Genomic DNA, 19662 nt, shown 5'->3' on the forward strand with positions numbered 1-19662 from the left:
CGGCGCCGATCTCAACCAGACGGGCCTCAAAGACCCGCATTCCACCAACTAGGAGCGAACCCTCATGTCGAAACTGATCCTCAACCGCCGCCGATTCATGGGCACCGCGGCCGCCACAGCCGGCACGCTGGCCAGCCCGGTCTACCTACGCCGCGCCTACGCACAGGGCGGCGAGGTGAATATCTGGACCTACACCGACTTCATCCCCGAGGACTTCAAAAAACAGTTCGAGGACGAGACCGGCATCAAGGTGAACGTCCGCCTCGTTGATGACCAGGGCAAGCAGTTCAACCTCCTGGCCGCCGAGGCGCCGAACCCGACGGTGGACATCCTTACCGTCGCAGGCCATCGCTTCCTGCAATTCATTGCATCGGACCTGCTGGCACCGCTCGACACAGACCGGCTGAGCAACTGGGGCACGATCAACCCGATCTACTCGGAAAGCGACTGGTCGACGATCAACGGCAATAAGTGGGGTGCGCCGATCCTGTCGGGCATGGAGGTGCTCGCCTATAACACCGACATGGTGCCAGAAGAGGACGTGCAGTCCTGGGAGCCGTTCTTCTCGGACAAATACGCCGGCCAGACCGCCTATGTTCTGCAGGACATGATGTCGATCGTCATGCTGATGAAGGGCTACGACGGCAACATGGTCGAGTATCTCAACGACCCCGAGCGGGCCGCCGAGATCGTCGCCGAGGCGCGTGACTTCCTGATTGAAAAGAAGCCGCTGGCGCGCAAGTACTACGACGGCGGCGCCGAGGTGCAGCAGATGTTCGTCAACCAGGACATCACCATGGCCTGCGCCTGGAACGGCCCGATCGCCGCACTGATGGCCGAAGGCTTCCCGGTGTCGATGACCATCCCGAAAGAGGGCAGCTACGGCTTCGTCTACACCTACAACATTGCCAATAACGCGCCGAATGCGGACAATGCCTACACCTTCCTCAACGCCGTGTTGGCGTCGCCCGAGGTCGGGGCCGCGATGACCAAGGCGTCGGGTTTCATTTCGACATTCAAGGGCGCCGACCAGTATCTCACCGACGCCGAGAAGGCCGCGACCTCCTTCACCGACGAGGAACTGGCGGGCATGAAGTTCTTCCGCGCTGAGGCGAACGAGATGAAGTACGGCCTCGTCGATCCTGCCGTCGAAGCTATCAAGGCCGCCTGAGCACAAAGACCGGGGCTGCGGGGTCAAAACAGGGCCACGCAGCCCGACGCACGCGCTTCGTGCAGAGAGGAAACGCCATGACCAACAACGCCGTAGATGCTGGGGCACGCCGCTCCGCCGCGGCGGGAGACGCAGCCGACCGCCGCCCATTCTGGGGCCGGCTGGTCAACTGGGGGCCCTATCAGGCACTCGTCTCGCTGCTCTTCGCTTCGCCCCGCAGGCAGTTCGTGCTGCTGTCACTGATCCCGCTGATCTGGATCGTCACCCAGCACCTCGGGCCGATGCTTCAGATGCTGCAGGTCAGCCTGCTGGACGCCTATCCCATCGCACCGGGACAGGAAAACCACTACACGCTGGCCAATTACGCACGCTTCTTCCAAGAGAGCGTGTTCATGATGCCGTTCCTGCGGACGATCACCTATTCGGCGGTGCTGACGCTGGTGACTCTGATTATCACTTATCCGGTCGCCTATTACCTGGCCCGCTACGTCAAGCGCGAGAACCAGCTTGCGCTGCTTTTGCTGTTGCTGATCCCGTTCTGGACCGGCGAGATCGTGCGCACCTACGCGATCATGATCCTGCTTGGCAACAATGGCGCGATCAACCTCGCGCTCAAGACGCTGGGCCTTATCGACCGGCCGATCCCCTTTATGTACACCGGCTTCTCGGTCAGCGTCGGCCTGATCTATCTCACTGCGCTTTACATGCTCCTGCCGCTCTACTCGGCCTTGGAGAAGCTGCCGCGAAACCTGTCCGAGGCCGGCGCCGACCTCGGCGCGGGCGCCTGGACGCGGTTCCGGCGCATCACACTTCCGCTGTCGCTGGAAGGCATCGGCTCGGGCGCCACGCTCGTGTTCCTCATCTCCACCGGTTACTACGGCACACCTGTGCTTCTGGGTGGGCCCAACACCACGGTCTTTGCCGAGACCATCGCGGGCTTTTTCCACGTGGCCGGTGATCAGTGGCCCACGGGCGCGGCTTTCGCCGTCATCATGTTCTTCGCCGCGCTGGTGCTCACCGGGATCTTCGCCCGCCTTATTGCAGCGCTTCGCAAGGGAGACAGCAAATGACCCGCTCCGGACGCGTCTGGCTTTCCGTTTTCTTCTGGGCTTTCGTGGTCTACCTCTTCGTGCCGCTGCTGCTGATGATCCTGATGGGGTTCAAGGACAGCAAGTTCATCGGCTTCCCGATCAACAGCTGGACGTTCGATTGGTATCTCAGCGTGTTCGACGACGGCACGGTTCTGTCGAGCTTCGTCTATTCGCTGGTCATCGCGGTGGGCTCGACCGTGGTCTCGGTGGCCATGGGCACCTGGCTGGCGGTGCTGCTGAGCGGCCGAAAGTTCGTCGGCCGCTTCGCGGTATACGCGTTGACCATCCTACCGGCGCTGGTGCCCGGGATTATCTCGGCCATCGCTTTCCGTGTCTACGCGCGCCAGCTCGGCATCGAGCCCGGGGGCTTCGCAATTATGTGGTCGCACGCGGTGCACAACGTGCCTTTCGTGGCGCTGGTGGTGATGGCGCGGCTCTCGACCCTGCCGAAGAGCTTTGGCGAGGCGGCGCGTGATCTCGGCGCCGATCCCTTCGTCACCTTCACCCGGGTCACGCTGCCCTACCTGATGCCCGCCATCATCGGGGCGTCGATCTTCTGTCTGCTGCTGAGCTTCGACGATTTCGTCCGCTCGTTCTTCCTCGGCTCCTACGACCCGACTCTGCCAGTTCTGATCTTCGCCAAGCTGCGCTCGGGCATGTCGCCGGAAATCAACGCAATCTCTACCGTGGTGCTGATCCTGACCGCGGTCTTGGGGGTCTGGGCCGAGCGCTCCAGCCGCCGCATGAACAGGGAGCACTGACATGCTGTCCGAAAAGGAACCTATCGTCCGCCTCGAAGGCGTCTCCAAGGCCTACGGCAAGGCGCAGGCGCTGCACCCGTTGGACCTGTCGATCGCGCCGGGCGAGTTCGTCACCTTCCTCGGCCCGTCAGGCTGCGGCAAGTCGACCACGTTGCGCATCCTCGGCGGGTTCGAGAAGACCGACACCGGGCGGATCATCCTCGAGGGACAGGATGTCACCGCGCAACCGCCGGAAAAGCGCAAGGTCAACATGGTGTTCCAGGACTATGCGCTTTTCCCGCATATGACCGTGGCGCAGAACATCTCCTTCGGACTAGAGCTGAAAGGGCTGAGCAAGGCCGAGATCAAGCGGCGGCTCGACGAGGTGATGAGCTTCCTGGAACTCGGGCCCTTCGCGAGCCGCTACGCATCGCAGCTCTCGGGCGGACAGCGCCAGCGGGTGGCACTGGCGCGGGCGCTTGCGCCCGATCCGGCATTGTTGCTGCTCGACGAGCCTCTCGGCGCGCTCGACGCGAAGCTGCGAACGCAGGTTCAAATGGAGCTCAAGTCGATCCAGCGGCGCACCGACAAGACCTTCCTCTTCGTGACCCACGATCAGGACGAGGCCCTCACCATGTCCGATCGCATCGTGGTGATGAACGGAGGCCGCATTGAGCAAGACGGCACGCCCGAAGACCTTTATTTCCGCCCTGAGACGCGTTTCGTGGCGGAGTTCATCGGGGCGACCAATCTGCTCGATGGCACCGTGCGCGGGGTGGACAATGCCTCCAAGGAGATCGTGGTCGACTGGCGCGGAATCGAGTTGAGGGGCCGGGCGCCGGCAGAGGTGCCCGGCACGGGGCAGGAAGTCAGTGCCTCGCTTCGGCTCGAGAAGATTCGGCTGGCGGCCGAAAAGCCCCTCACCGGAAACGCGGTCATGGGGAGGATCGTTGACCGGACCTTCCTCGGCAGCCGCGTGGCTGTTGACATATTGGTAGAAGAGGCCGGTGCCGCACGGCTTCGCGCCTATACCGACACCGACACGACGATGAAACTGGGCGATTCCATGGTCTGGCTGGGCTGGGACAGCGCAAGCCTTTCGGTTCTTCGTCAGTGACCCCGACCTGCTTATAAATATGCGTGGCCCGGTCTTTGTGCCGGGCCACTCCATTCATGCGAGGCAGCCGCGTCACCTTGCCGAGGGCAGCCTCGATCGCTGCCTCCCGCGGTATCGGAACAGCCCTTTTTAGAAAGAAGCGGTCCCTCGCTCAGGCAAGGAGCGCTCGGCGTACGTACGTCCTGTCTTTCGCTAGGATCAAGATCCCCGCTGACCCGCGCAGGGATCGGTCATTTTGATCGTTGTCGGCTTGGTGCGTGATGCGCGACCAGGATCGTTCCGGGACCAAGCGCCATGAACCAGCGCTGGCAAAAATCTGTTTGTCTTGGGGTGCCACAAAGTGACGGTTCAATCGAATCTTTTCCGGTGAGCAATGTCGCATGTTAATTGCTGAATTAATTGCTGCGGTTCAGAGTCATCAATGTCATTGCAGGTCGCGGCCGTGGCAACAACCGCCCAAGGAGTCACGCGCTTCGTTCCGCCAAGTTTTATTTTCTTTACGGAGATTCTTCTAGGAAGGACCGAGATCGAATGGTTCGGAGGATTGCAGGGCTTCGACTGTACCACCAATCCGCGCGCCTACGGGGCTCTTAAGTCCAAGCGTCTTATGGCGTTTCTTCTGCTGGCGGTGTCTTCGCTGGGCCAGTAGGGCTTTGTGAGCTGACGTTTGGATATATGGGTGCGACCGTCGGGGTCTCCTTCCTGCAGGTGCTTCTGAACGGCGAGCAGATCGCCGCCTTCAACTGGGACTCGGACCAGGGCGCCGCGCTCGCGAGCCGCGCGTGCCATACGGAATTCACCTTGGAATGGTTGGTTCTCTCGGGCGATGACGTGATCGAACTGGGTGGCCAGGGCGAGGGCGGCGCGCCGCTGCGGGTAGACTATCCCGAGTTGACCCCCATGAGCCTGCCGGGTGCGACCGATATCTGGTTTGAGGCGGTCAATCCAGACGGTGTCGGCAATCGGGTGATGATCGGGCGCAACGCCAGGACCGGTCGTTGCGCGGTAGCAGATCCCGGCGTCCGTTCGGGCGGTCGATCGGCCCTGGCTGCCGACGCGGACGGAGATGGCGACGACGATTTCGTCGAGTTTCGCGGCCTGCAGTCGCTCGATGGCATCGTCGAGATCCCTCCTCAGGACGACGACTCAGGTCCCGTCGAATTCGAATTTTCCTTCACCATCTATGAGAACATCGGCGGTGGGCAGTTCCTCATCGCTGAGAGGTACGACCTTCAAATCGGACTTCCGCTGCAAAGATTAATCCTCGAGAATGACTCTCTCCCGCCCAGAGGATCTGGTGGATATCCAGGACGCGGCGGACGCGGATGGCGATGGTGACGTCGATCTATTCGCGACGAGCTACATCTCCGAGCCCTTGCTCATCTTCGAGAATGGTGGCGCGGGGCGTTTCCAGGTTATGGCACGCAGCGACACCTCGCCTCTCGGCGCCGTGGTGGGCGACAACCATCTTGACCGGCACCGTCAGGCAAGTTGGCCGCCGCCGCCAGCCGTAGGGAGGGCGTAGCCCGACCGAAGGCTGGCGGCGGCGGCGCGGTTCTCTTCACGGGGGATTGCGGGGGGGGGGGTGCTGGCCGCTGCGGGCCGGTAGGGTCGAAGTCTCTGCTACCAAACGGAGATCCGACCTTGCCGGGCAAACCCGTCACCGACCAGCAAGTGGGAGTCTACATGACCGACCGCCTTCAATACAGCCAGCGTATCGCTGCCGCCCGCGCAGGGTTCAGCGAACGCACTGCCCGCCGCCTCGAGGCGGATCCCCGCCTTCCTTCGCAGCGCCAACCCGCCCGCGGGCGTACCGTGCCTGATCCGCTCGAGGCGGTTTGGGAACCTTTTCTGCTGCCGATCCTCGAACGCGATCCGGCCGTTCAAGCCGTGACACTCCTGCGCCACCTACAGATGGCCGATCCAGACGCTTTCCCTGATGATCGGGTCCGCTGCACCCTCGAGCGCCGCGTTCGCGACTGGCGTGCCCTGCACGGCCCCGAGCGCGATGTAATTTTCCGCCAAGCGCCCGAGCCGGGCCGGATGGCGCTGTCGGACTTCACGGATGCGGGCAGGCTTGGCGTTACCATCGGTGGCGTGCCGCTGGAGCACCGGCTTTTCCACTTCGTCTTGGCCTACAGCGGCTGGGAACATGCTGCCGTGGTCCTGGGCGGCGAGAGCTTCACGGCGCTGGCCGAGAACCTCCAGAACGCGCTCTGGACCCTCGGCGGCGTGCCTCAGGAGCACAGGACTGACAGCCTTTCGGCCGCTTACCGCAACCTCGATGCCAATGCCGCGGCGGACGTGACCCGGCGCTATGACGCCTTCTGCGCCCATTACGGCATGCTGGCCAGTCGCAACAATCCCGGGGAGGCCCACGAGAACGGCGCCGCCGAGGCTCAGAACAACCATCTCAAGGTCGCTCTCGACCAAGCGCTGATCCTGCGCGGCTCCCGCGACATCGCCGAGCTCGACGACTGGAAGCGTTTCGTTGACGAACTGGTCGCCCGCCGCAACCGGCGGCGCGAGGTCGCTGTGCGCACTGAGATGGCCACGCTGCGACCGCTGCCCATCCGGCGCACCACCGACTTCACCGAGGTTGTCTCCCGCGTCACGAAGACCGGCGGCTTCCTGGTGCATGCCGTCTTCTATTCTGCGCCCTCCCAGCTCATCGGCAAGCGGCTGCGGGTTCATGTCTACGACGATCCGATCGAGGCATTCCTCGGCGCTACCCGGGTCGTCACCCACCCCAGGCAGCGCGGGCGTCGGGACGGCGTGCGTGTCCATTGCGTGAACTACCGCCATGTCATCCACGCCCTGCGCCGCAAGCCGCAGGCCTTGGCAGGGTCGGTCTATCGCGATGGCCTGTTTCCCCGCAGCGAGTACGAGGCCGCCTGGGCTGCGCTTTCCACCGCCTTGCCCCGCAGGGACGCCTGTCGCCGGATGGTCGACCTGCTTTGGCTTGCCCATGACGAAGCCTGCGAGGCCGAGCTCGCGGCGCTGATCGCCGGCGTCCTTGACGAGGGCCTCTTGCCCGAGGCCCGGGCCCTGAAGCCGAAGCTGGTACCGCGGCGGCGCGAGCTGCCGGGAGACACACCTGTCACCCTGACCGACCTCGCCAGCTTCGACGCCCTGCTGGAGGGCCAGGCATGACCGCGCCCGTGCCGCGCCCCGTCGACGTGCATGCGCTGCCCGCCATGCTCACTGCGCTGCGCCTCCCCAGCATCCAGCGGCACTGGCTCGCTCTGGCCGGGCGTGCCGATGCCGAGGGTTGGCCCGAGGCCCGCTTTCTTGCTGCCTTGGCCGAAATCGAGCTCGCCGACCGTGACGCACGGCGCATCCAGCGCCGGGAAGACCCATGTCCTCTGCGCCATCGGACATGCCTTGGTCGAAGCCGGGCGGCGCGTCCTCTACACCCGCACCACTGATATGGTGCAGCGGCTCCAGGCCGCCCGACGCGACCTCGCCCTCGAGGTTGCTCTGGCAAAGCTCGACAAGTTCGACCTGATCATTCTCGACGACATCACCTACGCGCAGAAAGATCAGGCCGAGAGCTCCGTGCTCTTCGAACTCATCGCCCGGCGCTACGAGACCAAGAGCCTCGCGATCGCCGCCAACCAGCCCTTCAGTGCCTGGGGCAGCGTCTTTCCAGACCAGGCTGTCACCGTTGCCGCGATCGACAGGCTGGTCCACCACGCGACCTTCCTGGAGATGAATGGGGACAGCTACCGCCGGCGAGCTGCAGCCTCCCGACAATCACCCGAGGCTGTCGCTCCGCCGACAGCCTCAAGCGACAACATCAGCGACAAGCACGAGGAGGAAACCGCACAGTAACATCAACGAAGAACGCAGCGGTCAAAACCAGCCAATTTGGTTGTCGGTAGCGGCCAAGGAGGTTGACGCCCTACAGCGCCGAAAGCACCGAGGCCTTGTTCGGGGAATTTACAGGGGACGAAACGTTGGACGCGATCGTTGCGACTGATGGCACCGACTCTCCGGGTCTGTAGCTCTGGAACGACGATGGCAGCGGGCACACTATGGCGGCAAGATCGTAGCCCCTTATTCTTCGGCCGAATACTTTTGGGGGCCGCGGATCCACCCGGGCCATTTCGGAAGTCAGGCCTCGTTGCTCTTGAGATGAATACACTCCTGTTCTGGGTGGTGACGCCCGAAAAGTGTGGAGCGCGCATGGGCGCCACGATTCCGCCCGCTCCGTCGCGTCGATCCGACGTGCTGGTCCGTGTGTCGTTGGCGCGCTTCGCTCAATGAGCGGAGGCCAGCGATGCTGCGCTGGCGATACTTCGCGGAGACCTCTCAAAGCCGCCTTGTGGCTTCCCGGCGGTGGATAGCGCAAAGGTGCGCCTCATCGTCTGAGCAGCAACTTGCTGTGCTCTGGAACGCAATCGACCGATCGAGGAGGATGCTGCAGTAGCAAGCATTCCACTTAAGCGTCTGTTACCACTGTCTTTCTGGGAAAAAGTGGTGCCCGGGGGCGGAATCGAACCACCGACACGAGGATTTTCAATCCACTGCTCTACCCCTGAGCTACCCGGGCACGGGAGAAGGCATCGCCTTCGGGTGAGGGGGATTTAGCCGAGGCATTCGGGAGTGTCCAGAGGCTTTTGCGGAAAAAATTTGCATGCCCTAGCGTCGCCCCAGATCGCTCTTTCTTCGCCGTCGGCGGCGCGGTACCAAATGCGCCATGCCACGCAAGATGACACAGCTTTCCGACTTCCTCCGCCATGGCTGCGACACGGTCATCGACGTGCGCAGCCCGGCCGAATTTGCCGAGGACCACGTCCCCGGCGCGATCAACCTGCCGGTCCTCGACAACGAGGAGCGGGCGCGGGTCGGCACCATTTACAAGCAGCAATCGCCCTTCCTCGCGCGCAAACTCGGGGCGGCGCTGGTGTTCCGCAATGCCGCTGCGCATATCGAAGGACCGCTGGCGCATCACGAGGGTGGCTGGAAGCCGCTGGTCTACTGCTGGCGCGGCGGGCAGCGGTCGGGCTCCTTTGCCTGGATGCTGCAGCAGATCGGCTGGCGCGCCGAGGCGGTGGAGGGGGGCTATCGCACATATCGTCGTCTGGTCACCGAGGCGCTCTACGATTCCGCGCTGCCGTTCAAGCTCATCCAACTCGGCGGGCACACCGGCACCGCCAAGACCGCGCTGCTGCCGAGGCTCGCGGCGCGCGGCGTGCAGGTGATCGACCTCGAGGGGTTGGCGCGGCACCGCGGCTCTCTGCTCGGCGACATGCCCGGTGGCCAGCCGAGCCAGAAGTGGTTCGAGACAGAGCTGGTGCAGGCCCTCGATGCGCTCGATCCGGCGCGCCCGGTTCTGGTCGAGGCCGAGAGCAGCAAGATCGGCCAGCTGCTGATCCCGCCCGCGATCTGGGAGGCAATGAAGGGGGCGCCCTGGGTCGAGGTCGCGGCGCCGCTGGAGGCTCGGGCGGGCTATCTGAACGCGGCCTACGACGACATTCTCTCGGATGGACCTGCGCTGAAGGAAAAGCTGTCGCCGCTGCGCTACCACCGCGGTCACGAGCTTGTGGACCGCTGGGAGGCACTCATCGACGCGGGCGAGCGGCTGGCGCTTTGCGCCTCGCTGGCGGCGGATCACTACGATCCTGCCTATGACAAGTCGATGCGCGCCATGTCTCCGCGCGTGGTTGAGCGGTTCGAGACCCCGGCTCTGGACGAAGCGGCGCTCGATGCGCTGGCGGACCGGATGGCGGAGCGGCTTCAGACCATGTCGATCTGACCGCTGCGGTCGGTAATCGCGCCGATCTCCACCGCCGGAAAGCCCGCCGCGCGCAGCTGCGCGAGGGTGTCTGCCGCGTCTCCGGGCACCGCCGCCAGCAGGCCCCCCGCGGTCTGCGGGTCGAACATGAGGTCCTCCTTTGGCCCCAGCGGCTGGAAGGGAAGGGCGGCGCGGTTCTTGGGGTAGAGCGTCGAGGCATGGCCCGCCGCCGAGAGCGCCTCGGCGCCGGGCAGCAGCGGCACCTTGCCCACCTCCAGTTGCGCGCCGACCCCCGAGGCGTTGCAGATGTTCAGCAGGTGCCCCGCCAGGCCAAAGCCGGTGACGTCGGTCATCGCATGGGCGTGGCCCAGAAGGCGCGCGGCGGTGCCCTGCGGCGTGGTCATGTGGCTGAGCGCCTGCGCCACCCAGTCCCCGCGCGCGGCGCCGGCCATCTCGGCGGCCATGATGACACCCGTGCCGATCGGCTTGGTGAGGATCAGCCTGTCGCCGGGGCGGGCGCCGCCGAGCGTGATCGGCGTGCGCGCGCACAGGCCGGTGATCGTCAGCCCGATGCTCAACTCGTCGCCCATAGCCGAGTGCCCGCCGACCAGCTCGGCGCCTTCGGCGCGGAGGATGCCGGTGATCGCGCCGAGGCATTCAGTCAGCGTGCGCTCGGCCAGCGGCTCGGACATGCGCGGCAGCGTGAGGCTGGCGACCGCGGCCTGGGGCGCGGCGCCCATGGCCCAGATATCGCCGAGCGCGTGGATGCAGGTGATGCGGGCCATGATCTCGGGGTCCTCGACGAAGGCGCGCAGGTGATCGACCGTCATCACCTGCCGCGCACCGCCCGTGAGCAGCAGCGCGGCATCGTCGCCGGGCAGCGCGGTGACGTCGGCGCGGATGGGCGGGGGCAGGGACGAAAGCGCCGAGGCGAGCGCGTCGCGGCCGACCTTGGCACCGCAGCCGCCGCACATGGGTTTGCTGCCGAGGGCCTCCTCCATGCCCGCCGCGTGGTGAGCAGGCAGAGGCGGCGGGGTCATCGCCGGAAGCTCTTGGAATTTACGCATGAAGCTGCGGTCGATGTGGTCCTTCCAGCGCCACATGAGCGGACCCGACAGGGCCAGACCCGCCTTGTCGGCCAGCGCCGACTTGCGGCCCAGCGAAATCAGCTTGAGGTAATCGCGCTGCGGGCGGTAGCAGCGCAGGGTGTCGCGTCCCTCGAGCGCAGCGCGCAGGTTGTGCAGCAGGATCGGCGCCTCGCGGACCGCAAAGACCCCGGCCTTGGGGCGGGGGGTCTCGGTCAGATGCGCGCAGTCGCCAGCGGCAAAGATCGCCGGGTCCGAGCTCTGCAGCGTCGGGGCGACCTTGATGAACCCGTCCTGCAGGTCGAGCCCGCTCTCCTGCAACCACCCCTGCGCCCGCGCGCCCGCCGCACCGGTGACGAAGTCGGCGGCGATCTCGCGGCCATCGGCGAGGCGCAGGCTGCGCGCGGTGATCTCGGTGACCTCGGCGGTCTCGATCAGCGTAACCCCCTGCGCGGCCAGCGCGTTGCGCAGCTTTGCCGCAGCCCGGGGGCGCAGCGCCGCGAGCGCGGTGGCGCGTTCGATCAGATGCACCTGCGCCGGGCGGCCGCGCTGCCGCAGGGCAAAGGCCATGGCGCAGGCCAGTTCGGCTCCGGCCACGCCGCCGCCGATCACTGCCGCCGAGGCTGTGCCGCCGCCGTCCCGGTAGGCGGCCCACCCCAAGGCGAAGGGGCCGAGCGGCTTGGCGGGCAGGGCGTGCTCGGCAAAGCCCGGCAGGTCGGGCATGGTCGAGGTGACGCCGATGTTCACCGAGGCGACGTCGAATCCGATCGGGGCGCGGCCCGCGACCCTGACCTGCCGCGCGGTGCGGTCGATGTCGGTCACCGCGCCGAGGATCACCCGCGCCCCGGCGAAGCGCGCCAGCTTCACGAGGTCGATATCGAGCTCGTCGCGGGCGTAATGGCCGGCGACGAAGCCCGGGAGCATCCCAGAATAGGGCGCGGTGGGCCCGGGGTTGATCACCGTCAGCCGCGCGCCCGGCAGCGGTTTCATCCCCCACATGCGCAGCAGCAGCGCGTGCGAATGGCCGCCTCCGACAAGGATGAGGTCGCGGGTGAGGGGCAGGCTGGGCGCGCGCATGAAGTTCTCCGGCTGGTCGGCTCGGGATGTAGCACGGCTTACGTGGGAAGGGGGAGGGGGCTCTGACCCCCACGCGCCGCAGGCGCGTCCTGAAGCAAAGGGGGGCTTGGCGCCCAAGGCTCACTGCGCCTTTTCCCGGGATGTTGTCGCCGGGAAGAACGGCCGGGTCGGAGCGCTGCCTTGGCCGCGGCGATCTCTGCCGCGAGCGTGGCGGGGCCGGCGGGAATGATGCGCGGCGGGTTGAGCGCCTTGATGCCGTAATACCCCGCCTTGATGTGATCGAGGTCGACCGTCTCGGCGATGCCGCCCGTGTTCAGCACCCGCAACATGTGCGCGTGCAGATGGGCATGATCCTCGAGCCGGCGGATGTTGCACTTGAAAAGGCCGTGATAGGCGGCGTCGAAACGGATCGAGGTGACGAAGATGCGGATATCGGTCTCGGTCAAGCTGTCGCCGAAATAGAAGGGGCGGCCGTCCGAGAAGTGCTGCTCCATCCGGGCCATTTCGTCGAACAGCTGGGTGACGGCCTCGTCATAGGCCGCCTGTGTGCTGGCAAACCCCGCCTTGTAGACGCCGTTGTTGTAGCGCGGGTAGATCTGGGCGTTGGCGGCATCAATCCGCGCGCGCAGATCCTCGGGGGCGAGGCGGATGTCAGAGGGGGCGAGTGCCGCGAAGGCGGTGTCGAACATGCGCAGGATGTCGGCACTCTCGTTGTTGACCATGACCCCCTGCGCCTCGTCCCAGAGCACCGGAACCGTGGCGCGGCCAGAGACATGCGGGTCGGCGCGCGTGTAGAGATCGTGCAGGTGGCCCGCGCCGTAGAGCGGGTCCTCATCCGCCCCCGCAAAGCCGCCGAAGCGCCAGCCTTGGTCGTCGAGCCGGGGGTTCACCACGGTGACCGGGATGATCTCTTCGAGGCGCTTGAGCTTGCGGGCGATCAGCGTGCGCGAGGCCCAGGGGCAGATCAGCGCGACGTAGAGCCGGTAGCGTCCTGCTTCGGCCTTGAAGCCGCCGGTCCCGGTGGGGCCGGCGCTGCCGTCCGGGGTGATCCAGTTGCGAAAGCTCGACTCCTGCCGCACGAAGCGACCCCTCTCGTCTGCCTTTTGCACCGGCTGCCAATTTGCGGTCCATTTTCCGTCGATGAGCATGGGGTCAGTCCTTCTGCGTCAGGGTGAATGTGGTGCCCCACGGATCGGTCAGCGGGGTCCTGTCGGTGGCACGGCGGCGAATTGCGGCGATCTCGGCAGCGGTGCTGCGCAGCTCGATCTCGGTAAGGCCGGTCGCGGGGTCCTTGCGCGGTCCGGCGCCGCGGCTCCTCCAGATGTTTGACGCAAGATGGTGGTGGTAGCCGCCCGAGCCGAAGAAGGTGGCGCCTGGATAGCGGCTTGTCACCGCCATGCCGAGGGTGTCCGCGTAGAAGGCCTCGGCGGGGTCGAGCTGGCCCACCTGCAGGTGGACGTGGCCGATGGCGGTTGCCTCGGGCGCGCCTTGCCAGGGGCCGGTGGCGCTCTTCGCGACGTCCTGCAGGTCGAGGGGATTGGTTGCCATCTCGATCTCGGCTCCCTTGTGGGTCCACTGGTCGCGCGGGCGGTCGACATAGATCTCGATGCCGTTGCCCTCTGGGTCGGCGAGGTAGAGCGCCTCGCTGACGAGGTGGTCCGAGGCCCCCTGAAGCGGGACGCGGCTCTCGGCCGCGTGGTGCAGCCAAGCGCCGAGGTCGGCGCGCGAGGGCAGCAGGAAAGCGGTATGGAAGAGGCCGGCCTCGCGTGGGGAGTGACGCGGCGCCGCCTTGTCCTGCCGCAGCGCGATGAGGCTGCGGCCAGACGCGCCGAAGCGGGCCTCGGTGCCGTCGTCCGACAGCTTATCGAGGCCGAGCGCGGATTGGTAGAAGTCGCCGACCCTGACAAGGTCGTTCACGGTCAGGCTCACTTGCCCGATGTCGAGGGGAACGTCGCTGGGTGCCATGATCTCTCTCCGAATACGTGTCCTGCGGATGCAAGGTGGTGCAGCGCTCGCTGCCGTTGGGAGGAATATGCGAGTTGGTATTTCGGAAAGAAATGGTGAATATATGGGGACACTATCCACGTTTTGTTCGGAATGAGCCATGGACATCGTCGAGCAGATCCGCGCCTTCGTTGCCACCGCGCAGACCGGCTCCTTCACCGCCGCTGCTGAACGTATAGGGGTGTCGAACCGGCTGACCTCGAAATACGTGGCCGAGCTGGAGGCGCGGCTCGGCACGCGATTGCTGCAGCGCACCACGCGGCGGGTCGGGCTAGCGCCAGCGGGAGAGAAGCTGCTGGCACGGGCGCCGGCCTGGCTGGAGGAGCTTGAGGAGCTGCTTGGGTCTGTCGAGGATGAGGCGCGGGGCTTTTCGGGCGTGCTGCGAGTGGCGGCGCCGCTGACCTTCGGCGAGATCTACGCCGCCGATCTTCTGAGCCGTTTCGCCGCGCCCCACCCGGAGCTGTCGGTCGAGCTGCGTCTGTCAGATGCCTACACCGATCTTGCACTCGAGGGGATCGATCTGGCCTTCCGCATCGGGCAGCTGACCGACAATACGCTGAAAGCGCGGCGGCTCTGCCGCATCGGGATGAAGCTGGTGGCCTCGCCGGGCTATGTTGCGGCGCGCGGGGCGCCCGGCAGTCCCGCCGCGCTGAGCGCTCATGCCTGCATCCACGACAGCAACCAGCGCAGCCCGCGCTGGCGCTTCGGTGCGGCAGGGGCGCTGCAGGAGGTGCGGATCGCCAGCCGCTTCGCGGTGAACAGCGCACGTGTGGCGCGGGACATGGCGCTCGCGGGGCGGGGCATCGCCTATTGCCCTGAGTTCGTGGTGACCGCCGACATCGAGGCCGGGCGGCTGGTCGAGGTCCTGGCGGAGGAGGAAAAGCCCGCACACGATCTGCACGCGGTCTATCTCGAGGGCGCGATACTGCCGCGCAAGGTGCGCGCGCTGGTCGATTTCGCTGCCGAGGACGTGAAGACCCACCTGCTTGCGGGCTAGCTCAGGCCTCGCAGGGCAGGGCGCCGAGGGTCTGGTCGAAGCTGCGGCGCAGAGCGACGTCGAGATCGTCCATGCTCACCGGCAGGCCCAGATCAACCAGCGACGTCACACCGTATTCGGTGATGCCGCACGGCACGATGCCATCGAAATGCGACAGATCCGGCTCGACGTTGATCGAGATGCCGTGGAAGCTCACCCATTTGCGCAGGCGGATGCCGATGGCGGCGATCTTGTCCTCGGTCACGCGCCCGTCCGCAAGCAGTGGCTTGTCCGGGCGTTCGACCCAGACGCCGACGCGGCCCTCTCGGATATGGCCGGTGACGTTGAACTCGGCGAGGGCGGCGATCACCCAGGCCTCGAGTTGCTGCACGAAACGGCGCACGTCGCGGCCGCGCTTGCCGACGTCCAGCATGACGTAGACCACGCGCTGTCCGGGTCCGTGATACGTGTACTGCCCGCCGCGCTTGGTGTCGAAAACGGGGAAACGCTCGGGCTCGCGCAGATCCTCGGGTTTTGCAGAGGTGCCTGCGGTATAGAGCGGGGGATGCTCGACCAGCCAGATGAGTTCCTCGGCCTCGCCTGCGGCAATCGCAGCGGCGCGCGCTTCCATGAAGGCAACGGCCTCGTCGTAGCCTGTCAGCCCGTCTGTCGTGATCCACTCAACCATGCCGGAGCGATTAGGAGCATTCCCCGCGTCGGTCAATAGAGCGGGCCGGGGGCGGAGTGCGCGGCCCTGACCGAAGAGCGAAAAACCGGTCTTTCGCAAGTTGCCGTAAGGTCGGGTGACATTTTCGCAGAAAGGTTCAATTTTCCTCTTCACATCCCCCGCAGGCTTCGTTAGAGACCGCTTCACCAAGTCAAGACAGTGCGGTCGTGGCGGAATTGGTAGACGCGCAGCGTTGAGGTCGCTGTGGGGTAACTCCCGTGGAAGTTCGAGTCTTCTCGACCGCACCAAAACTCTCCCCTAAGTGTTTGATCATCAGAGCAATCACGAAGGGTGGGAGAGTTTGGCCCCCCAGGCAATCCCCCCCCGAAGTCGTTGCGCAACCTCCTGCGCCCTGACAGTTTGGTATTCGATGAACGCCTCGACGTCTGCGACTTTGAGCAGGGTGATAAGGCTCTTTCGGAAAGCACGCACCTGGCCAGCCGTCGACCAGAGATGGATCGTCGTGCGGTGGACACAGAAGAGCGCGGTGTTGATTTCCACACGGAACTAACCCGGGTGGCGGCGTAATTTCCATTGGGAATTGACCCAAGTGACCCTCCCCGCGACGCAGCTTGCAGCGGGGGGTGTCCGGAGTGATCCATATAGAGGCATTTTAATTTCATCCGCCGCATGGCTTTGCGGGAAAAGCTACCGATCCGAGAGACCGCGCGCCGAACCGGCACTTCGCAGAACACGATGATGTCCTAGGGGGTTCTCTAATCGCCTCGGCCAGGGGCTCATGCTCGAGCGTTTCCATCCAGCGTGCCGAGCTCTGGGGTTCGCCATCCGCGACCCGCGTGATCTTGAAATCATAGCTCCGCCAGTCGTGCTCGACGGTGCTTATGTCCATGGCTTCGAGAGCTATGCGCGAAAGTGGCGCTGAGCGTGTCGCGGTTTCTTGTCCAACCTGTCTCTCTTTCTCTCTCTGGAGGCTGGAGAGAGGTCGACCCCCCCGGGTGTTGAGCGTCCGTGGGGTACTTGGAATTTCGGCTCGAAATAACCCGTGGTCCGCTCGACGAGCCGCTGCTTCCTCTCCGCCTGCGGATCGGCTAGGCCGGGCGCAGCTCTTACAACAGGACATGCAGATGCTTCCTTGGGACCTTCTCGCCACCGCCACCACGCCCGAGGGCGACACCCTGCGCCTGTTCCGGCGCGGAGAGGAATATTCCATTCGCCTCAGCGACGGGAACGAGCTGATGAACAGCCGGCTCGGCGGCTCCGAGGAGGCGCTGGCGACCCTTGCTTTCGAGCGGCTGTCCGGGCGCCCCGCGCCGCGCGTGCTCATCGGCGGGCTCGGCATGGGCTTCACACTGCGCGCGGCGCAGGCGGTCGCGCCGACCGGGGCGCAGCTTATCGTCTCGGAGATCGTCCCCGAGCTGATCGCCTGGGCGACGGATCACATGCGGGTGGTCTTCGGCGAGTGCCTCGCGGATCCGCGGGTCGAGGTGCGTGCGGGCGACGTGGTTGAGGAGATCCGCGGCGCGCGGGGTGTTTATGACGCGATCCTGCTCGATGTCGACAATGGTCCCGGCGGTTTGACCCGCGCCGGTAATGACACGCTTTACGGCGAGCGCGGCCTGCAGATGGCACATCGGGCGCTGACCCCGGGCGGCATCCTGGCGGTCTGGTCGGCGCATCCCGACGAGGGGTTCACCCGGCGGCTCGGGCGCTCCGGTTTCGAGGCCAAGGCGCATATGGTGCGTGCCGGCAGAACCAGGCGCGGATCGCGTCACACGGTGTGGATTGGGCGGCGAAAGGGCGCTTGAGGGCGCTCTGCTGAGCGGAGCAAACCCGAGGGGTCGCGAAGCGCCGTATCTTTAATGTGGGTGGCGGAGACGAAGGGATTCGAACCCTCGAGACGGTTTCCCGCCTGCACCCTTAGCAGGGGTGTGCCTTCGACCACTCGGCCACGTCTCCGCTGACGCGTATATCCAAGCGAACATGGGAACCACAAGGCGAAACTGGCCTGTCGTGGAAAAATTTCTCTGCGTCCGGAAACCGTTCGGGACGATGCGTCGAGGGGTAACCCGCGGGGCGGCCTCCAGAGGTGGGCATTGGTCAGCCGGGTCGGTCCGTGGGGCGCGCTCGCGCCCAGTGCGCAGGCCTGCCGCCGCACTGGCAAGCCCGGGCAACTTCCGCTAAGAGCGCGACAACTCCAGATTCATTCGCGGGACGAACATGGCACGTCATCTGATCACCTCGGCGATCCCCTACATCAACGGGATCAAGCATCTCGGCAACCTCGTGGGCAGCCAGCTTCCGGCCGACCTCTTTGCGCGCTACCAACGGGCCCGCGGCAACGAGGTGCTCTTCCTCTGCGCCACCGACGAGCATGGCACCCCCGCCGAGCTCGCCGCCGCCAAGGCCGGCAAGCCGGTGGCCGAGTATTGCGCCGAGATGCACGAGGTGCAGTCGAAGATCGCCGATGGGTTCCGCCTCAGCTTCGATCACTTCGGCCGTTCGTCGAGCCCGCAGAACCACAGGCTGACCCAGCATTTCGCCGGGGTGCTTGCCGAGCGCGGGCTCATCCGCGAAGTGTCCGAGACGCAGATGTACTCGCCCACCGACGGGCGCTACCTGCCGGACCGCTACATCGAGGGCACCTGCCCGAACTGCGGCTTCGAGGATGCGCGCGGCGACCAGTGCGACAACTGCACCAAGCAGCTCGACCCGGTGGATCTGATCAACCCGCGCTCGGTGATCTCGGGCGCGACCGACCTCGAGATGCGCGAGACCAAGCACCTTTATCTCTGCCAGAGCCTGATCAAGGATGAGATCGAGGCCTGGATCGACAGCAAGAACGATTGGCCGGTGCTGACCACCTCGATCGCCAAGAAATGGCTGCACGACGGCGACGGGCTGCAGGACCGGGGCATCACCCGCGACCTCGACTGGGGCATCCCCGTCAAGAAGGGCGATGCGGATTGGCCCGGTATGGAAGGCAAGGTCTTCTACGTCTGGTTCGACGCGCCGATCGAATACATCGCCTGCGCGCAGGAATGGGTCGATGCCGGAAAGGGCGAGGACTGGGAACGCTGGTGGCGCACTGACAAGGGCGCCGAGGACGTGACCTACACGCAGTTCATGGGCAAGGACAACGTGCCGTTCCACACGCTCACCTTCCCCGCCACAATCCTCGGGTCGGGCGAGCCCTGGAAGCTGGTCGATTACATCAAGTCGTTCAACTACCTCAACTACGACGGCGGCCAGTTCTCGACGTCCCGTGGCCGCGGCGTCTTCATGGACCAGGCGCTGGAAATCCTGCCCGCCGACTACTGGCGCTGGTGGCTGCTCAGCCACGCGCCGGAAAGCTCGGACAGCGAATTCACATGGGAGAACTTCCAGTCCTCGGTCAACAAGGACCTTGCAGACGTGCTTGGCAACTTCGCCAGCCGCGTCACCAAGTTCTGCCGCTCGAAGTTCGGCGAAGTGGTGCCCGAGGGCGGTGCCATGGGCGCGCTCGAGACCAAGCTGATCGGCGACCTCGCCGAGAAGATCCGCGAGTACGAGGCGCAGATGGAGGCGCATGAGGTCCGCAAGGCGGCCGGCGCGCTCCGCGCCGCCTGGGTGCTCGGCAATGAGTATCTGCAGGAGGCGGCGCCCTGGTCGACATTCAAGACCGACCCCGAGGCAGCGGCGATGCAGATCCGCCTCGCGCTCAACATGATCCGCCTCTACGCGGTGATCTCCTCGCCCTTCATCCCCGACGCCTCGGCACAGCTTCTGGCGGCGCTGAAGACCGAAGATGACAGCTGGCCGGGAGACCTTGACGCGGCGCTGAGCACGCTGCCCGCGGGCCACGCCTTCGAGGTGCCCGAGGTGACCTTCCGCAAGATCACCGACGCCGAGCGCGAAGACTGGCAGGAGCGCTTCGCCGGCACGCGCTGAGCCGCCTTCGCCGGCGCATTCGGCGGAACATCAAGAGAAGCGCGGT

The 19662-nt window shown here is 65.6% G+C and carries 16 protein-coding genes and 3 tRNA genes; 13 read left to right on the forward strand and 6 right to left on the reverse strand.

The features are described 5' to 3' along the window. Positions 1–64 precede the first annotated feature (64 nt). From G0Q01_RS03465 to G0Q01_RS03500, 8 genes are all read left to right on the forward strand, one after another. Positions 65–1171, forward strand: coding sequence for a PotD/PotF family extracellular solute-binding protein (locus G0Q01_RS03465; RefSeq protein WP_164190380.1), 1107 nt, complete (start codon positions 65–67; stop codon positions 1169–1171). A 77-nt stretch (positions 1172–1248) separates the two neighbouring features. Then, on the forward strand, positions 1249–2241 hold the full coding sequence (locus G0Q01_RS03470) for an ABC transporter permease (RefSeq protein ID WP_164190382.1): 993 nt from the start codon (positions 1249–1251) through the stop codon (positions 2239–2241). Further along, positions 2238–3023, forward strand: coding sequence for an ABC transporter permease (locus G0Q01_RS03475; RefSeq protein ID WP_108964792.1), 786 nt, complete (start codon positions 2238–2240; stop codon positions 3021–3023). The genes G0Q01_RS03470 and G0Q01_RS03475 overlap by 4 nt, the downstream gene beginning before the upstream one ends. Before the next feature lies 1 nt (position 3024). Then, the gene (locus tag G0Q01_RS03480; protein ID WP_108964793.1) at positions 3025–4119 is read left to right on the forward strand and encodes an ABC transporter ATP-binding protein; all 1095 of its coding nucleotides are present in this window, start codon (positions 3025–3027) and stop codon (positions 4117–4119) included. Between the two features lie 421 nt (positions 4120–4540). Further along, positions 4541–4768 carry a hypothetical protein gene (locus G0Q01_RS03485; protein WP_164190384.1) on the forward strand — a complete coding sequence of 76 codons (228 nt, stop codon included), beginning with the start codon at positions 4541–4543 and terminating at the stop codon, positions 4766–4768. A gap of 26 nt (positions 4769–4794) precedes the next feature. Then, positions 4795–5457 (forward strand): hypothetical protein, encoded by a 663-nt coding sequence (locus G0Q01_RS03490; protein WP_164190386.1) that lies wholly within the window; start codon positions 4795–4797, stop codon positions 5455–5457. 348 nt (positions 5458–5805) lie between these two features. Beyond that, positions 5806–7272: an IS21 family transposase gene (gene istA, locus G0Q01_RS03495; protein WP_235939575.1), complete on the forward strand. Its 1467-nt coding sequence runs from the start codon at positions 5806–5808 to the stop codon at positions 7270–7272. A 171-nt stretch (positions 7273–7443) separates the two neighbouring features. After that, positions 7444–7953 (forward strand): ATP-binding protein, encoded by a 510-nt coding sequence (locus G0Q01_RS03500; protein WP_370457168.1) that lies wholly within the window; start codon positions 7444–7446, stop codon positions 7951–7953. A 646-nt stretch (positions 7954–8599) separates the two neighbouring features. Here the strand turns inward: G0Q01_RS03500 and G0Q01_RS03505 are convergent. After that, a tRNA-Phe gene (locus G0Q01_RS03505) sits at positions 8600–8674 on the reverse strand. Between the two features lie 147 nt (positions 8675–8821). On the opposite strand from G0Q01_RS03505, the gene mnmH reads away from it, so the two are divergent. Then, on the forward strand, positions 8822–9880 hold the full coding sequence (gene mnmH / locus G0Q01_RS03510; RefSeq protein ID WP_164190388.1) for a tRNA 2-selenouridine(34) synthase MnmH: 1059 nt from the start codon (positions 8822–8824) through the stop codon (positions 9878–9880). Here mnmH and selD read toward each other — a convergent pair. The 3 genes from selD to G0Q01_RS03525 are packed head-to-tail and all read right to left on the reverse strand — an operon-like array spanning position 9862 to position 13986. Continuing rightward, positions 9862–12021, reverse strand: a complete 2160-nt coding sequence (gene selD / locus G0Q01_RS03515; protein ID WP_164190390.1) for a selenide, water dikinase SelD — start codon at positions 12019–12021, stop codon at positions 9862–9864. The two genes, mnmH and selD, sit on opposite strands and share 19 nt — an antisense overlap. A gap of 38 nt (positions 12022–12059) precedes the next feature. Further along, on the reverse strand, positions 12060–13169 hold the full coding sequence (locus tag G0Q01_RS03520; RefSeq protein ID WP_164190392.1) for a glutathione S-transferase family protein: 1110 nt from the start codon (positions 13167–13169) through the stop codon (positions 12060–12062). 4 nt (positions 13170–13173) lie between these two features. Beyond that, the gene (locus G0Q01_RS03525; protein ID WP_164190395.1) at positions 13174–13986 is read right to left on the reverse strand and encodes a VOC family protein; all 813 of its coding nucleotides are present in this window, start codon (positions 13984–13986) and stop codon (positions 13174–13176) included. Positions 13987–14125: 139 nt separating this feature from the next. Between G0Q01_RS03525 and G0Q01_RS03530 the strand changes: the two genes are divergently transcribed. After that, on the forward strand, positions 14126–15022 hold the full coding sequence (locus G0Q01_RS03530) for a LysR family transcriptional regulator (RefSeq protein ID WP_164190397.1): 897 nt from the start codon (positions 14126–14128) through the stop codon (positions 15020–15022). Position 15023: 1 nt separating this feature from the next. On the opposite strand, the gene lipB is transcribed toward G0Q01_RS03530, so the two are convergent. Further along, the gene (gene lipB, locus G0Q01_RS03535; RefSeq protein ID WP_164190399.1) at positions 15024–15689 is read right to left on the reverse strand and encodes a lipoyl(octanoyl) transferase LipB; all 666 of its coding nucleotides are present in this window, start codon (positions 15687–15689) and stop codon (positions 15024–15026) included. 200 nt (positions 15690–15889) lie between these two features. On the opposite strand from lipB, the gene G0Q01_RS03540 reads away from it, so the two are divergent. Both G0Q01_RS03540 and G0Q01_RS03545 read left to right on the forward strand, forming a co-directional pair. After that, positions 15890–15976 (forward strand) — tRNA-Leu (locus G0Q01_RS03540). 837 nt (positions 15977–16813) lie between these two features. Beyond that, positions 16814–17494, forward strand: a complete 681-nt coding sequence (locus G0Q01_RS03545) for a spermidine synthase (RefSeq protein ID WP_164190401.1) — start codon at positions 16814–16816, stop codon at positions 17492–17494. A 61-nt stretch (positions 17495–17555) separates the two neighbouring features. Here the strand turns inward: G0Q01_RS03545 and G0Q01_RS03550 are convergent. Continuing rightward, positions 17556–17645 (reverse strand) — tRNA-Ser (locus G0Q01_RS03550). Positions 17646–17906: 261 nt separating this feature from the next. Between G0Q01_RS03550 and metG the strand changes: the two genes are divergently transcribed. Then, on the forward strand, positions 17907–19616 hold the full coding sequence (gene metG / locus G0Q01_RS03555) for a methionine--tRNA ligase (RefSeq protein ID WP_164190403.1): 1710 nt from the start codon (positions 17907–17909) through the stop codon (positions 19614–19616). Positions 19617–19662: the final 46 nt, after the last annotated feature.

Source organism: Salipiger sp. PrR007 (assembly GCF_010499845.1).
Classification (GTDB): Bacteria; Pseudomonadota; Alphaproteobacteria; order Rhodobacterales; family Rhodobacteraceae; genus Salipiger; species Salipiger pacificus_A.